This is a genomic window from Erwinia sp. MYb416 (assembly GCF_037479575.1).
Taxonomy (GTDB): Bacteria; Pseudomonadota; Gammaproteobacteria; order Enterobacterales; family Enterobacteriaceae; genus Erwinia; species Erwinia rhapontici.
On record NZ_JBBGYT010000121.1, the window covers coordinates 1 to 1,325 of the forward strand.

Consider the following 1,325-nt stretch of genomic DNA (forward strand, 5'->3'; position numbering starts at 1 on the left):
TCGCAGGCCCCCTCCCCGGTCAAGGGGCAGTAATCCAGCCAGCCGTGCGGTTGCGCCTGTAAAGTCCCGTTTGCTTGCTGACCGACCCAGCGATACAGTGCCAGCGTATCGGGCCCACTGTCACCGCGCAGCAACTGATCAACGGGCTGAAAACAGGCACGCCAGTGATGCGCCGCTTGCTGCTGGCAATGCCACTCTTCAGCGGCAGCCCAGTGCAGACGTTCACCCCAGGCCAGCGCAGACATCGCGCCGGTGAACTGCTGAAGGTAATGTCGTTCATCGCCCACCAGACTCATTGAATCATCAAGCTGTTGTCGCGTGGCGTTCAGCATCAGGGTTCCCATCAACAGGATCATTATCACCATGATGAGTGCACCGCTGCCCCGCTGTGTCGATGCCTGCATCACAGATTCTCCGCCGTCAGCCAGTGTTCCAGATCGCGCGCGATACGCGGATCGCGCTGTGCAAACCCCCTGAGGCTGACCTTGATCTGGCGCCCTGTTTTGATCACCTGGAAAGCACGAATGCCAACACGGTGTGGGTCATTCAGCCTTTCCCAACCGCCGCCCTGACAGTCAGTGACGCCGCGTTGCATTTCCAGACTGGTGCCACGCAGGCGGTAGCCATAAACTTCACTGTCCTCACGCCCCGGTGCTTCCCAGCGGCCGTTACTGTTTTCATCCCAGCGCACCAGCAGGCATCCCGCCGAGATGTGCATCCCGCGTTGTGCCGTGTCACTGCAGTTGCCGTGGCAGTACCCTGCGCGCCGCACGGCTTTTTCCAGGGTGTGCATGATCTGATGAAGATCTTCATGCAGTTGGGCCTGCATCATGAGACGCAGGTTTTGTGCCTGAAGCTGCGGCAGCGTGCGCGCCGCTGACAGCATTAACACGCTGCCAATCGCCATCGCCATCAGCATTTCCAGCAGCGTGAATCCCTGGGCCTTCATCGACAGTTCTCTTCAGAGGGTGAACAGATGCGTACCCGCCCACGAGACGACACAATAATCCGCCGCTTACCGGCTTCGTTGCCGATTAAAATACTGCCGGGATGGGCGGTATTTTTCTTGCCATAAAACCCTAAATCGCTGGTGACCAGTTCAACGCTCACGCCGGGGTGCGGTGCACGTAGCGTATGTTTTGTGATGCTCAGACAATCTGCCGCTCCCGTCCCCAGGCACCAGCGCCCGGCGGATTTCAGCCACAACAGATGCACGGTATTGTGCCAGTTGGCATCGCTGCGCAGCCGTTGCAACAGACGCTGGATCTGCTGCGCACTGTCGTTCAGCTGCTGTCGCTGCTGCCAGCTCTGCCAGCCGCTCCAGG

3 protein-coding genes are annotated in these 1,325 nt (G+C 59.6%); all 3 read right to left on the reverse strand.

The annotated features are described in order from the left end of the window. Positions 1-404, reverse strand: a 404-nt coding sequence (locus WH277_RS01125) for a DUF2509 family protein (RefSeq protein ID WP_339503879.1), incomplete at its 3' end; no start/stop codon positions are given. Then, positions 404-955 (reverse strand): prepilin peptidase-dependent protein, encoded by a 552-nt coding sequence (locus WH277_RS01130; RefSeq protein ID WP_339456715.1) that lies wholly within the window; start codon positions 953-955, stop codon positions 404-406. The genes WH277_RS01125 and WH277_RS01130, both read right to left, overlap by 1 nt. Beyond that, on the reverse strand, positions 946-1,325 hold a 380-nt coding region (locus WH277_RS01135; RefSeq protein WP_339503881.1), incomplete at its 5' end, for a prepilin-type cleavage/methylation domain-containing protein. The genes WH277_RS01135 and WH277_RS01130, both read right to left, overlap by 10 nt.